Consider the following 1062-nt stretch of genomic DNA (forward strand, 5'->3'; position numbering starts at 1 on the left):
CACTTACTCATGCAAGAGCCCGGTGATTTTTTGACCGGCACCTGAATTCATTCTTTGAGAGCTCCCACTATGTCCGCCGACGCTTCCATCATATTAGTAGTCGAAGACGATGCGATTGTGCGCATGCTGATCGTTGACGTGCTGGAGGAGCTGGAGTTCAAAGTACTTGAGGCGGATGGCAGCGAAAAGGCGCTGGAATTTCTCAACGACGAAGACCAGTACATCGATTTGATGATGACCGATGTCGGCTTGCCCGTGATGGACGGACGAGAACTGGCCGTTCAGGCACGGATGCTGCGTCCTGAACTGCCGATCCTGTTCGCCAGCGGTTATGCCGAAAGCATTGATGTGCCTGAAGGCATGCACGTCATCGGCAAGCCGTTCTCGATTGATCAGCTGCGCGACAAGGTCAAGTCCATGCTTATCGATCAGGCCTGAGTGACACGTATCACCCCTCCTCTACCCGCACCAAGGAATACCCGTTAATGAGTCAGCCCCGCGCAACCAAAGTCCTGGTCATTGGTTACGTCTGGCCCGAGCCGCGATCCTCAGCGGCCAGCGGGCATGTGATGCAGATCCTCGATACGTTCTTGCAGCAAGGCTGGGACATTACTTTCAGCAGTCCGGCCGGCACCGGTGAACACCGTGCGGACCTGACCGCGCTGGGTATTCGTGAAGTGGCCATCGAGTTGAACAACAGCAGCTTCGACGCGTTCATCAGTGAGCTGGCGCCGGATATCGTGCTGTTCGATCAGTTCATGATGGAGGAGCAATTCGGCTGGCGCGTTGAAAAACACTGTCCCGATGCGTTGCGTGTGCTTGAGACGTCGGATTTGCAAAGCCTGCGCCACGCGCGGCATCAACGCCTTAAAGAGCGTTTGAAAGACCGCGATGACGCTAATGACTTCAGCGAGTTGTTTGCCCCGGCATTGCGTGAAGAGTTCGAATTGATGGCGGGTACAGACCTGGCCAAACGTGAGATCGCCGCGCTGTATCGTTGCGATTTGACGTTGATGATCTCCGAAGTGGAAATCGAGTTGCTGGCCGAACAGTTCAAACTGC

At 55.2% G+C, this 1062-nt stretch carries 1 protein-coding gene and 1 pseudogene; both read left to right on the forward strand.

Annotated features, from left to right (window positions below):
• Positions 1–69 precede the first annotated feature (69 nt).
• A complete protein-coding gene (locus tag AC1DRJ_RS29135) occupies positions 70–438 on the forward strand; it encodes a response regulator (RefSeq protein WP_477805178.1) in 369 nt (122 codons plus the stop codon).
• Between the two features lie 47 nt (positions 439–485).
• A pseudogene (locus AC1DRJ_RS29140) lies at positions 486–1062 on the forward strand (glycosyltransferase); the annotation flags it as partial.

The sequence above is a fragment of the Pseudomonas sp. P5_B2 genome, assembly GCF_056400445.1.

Bases quoted from the DNA above. Each gene is read 5' to 3' on its own strand.
- AC1DRJ_RS29135 (WP_477805178.1), top strand. From the start codon at position 70: ATGTCCGCCGACGCTTCCATCATATTAGTAGTCGAAGACGATGCGATT.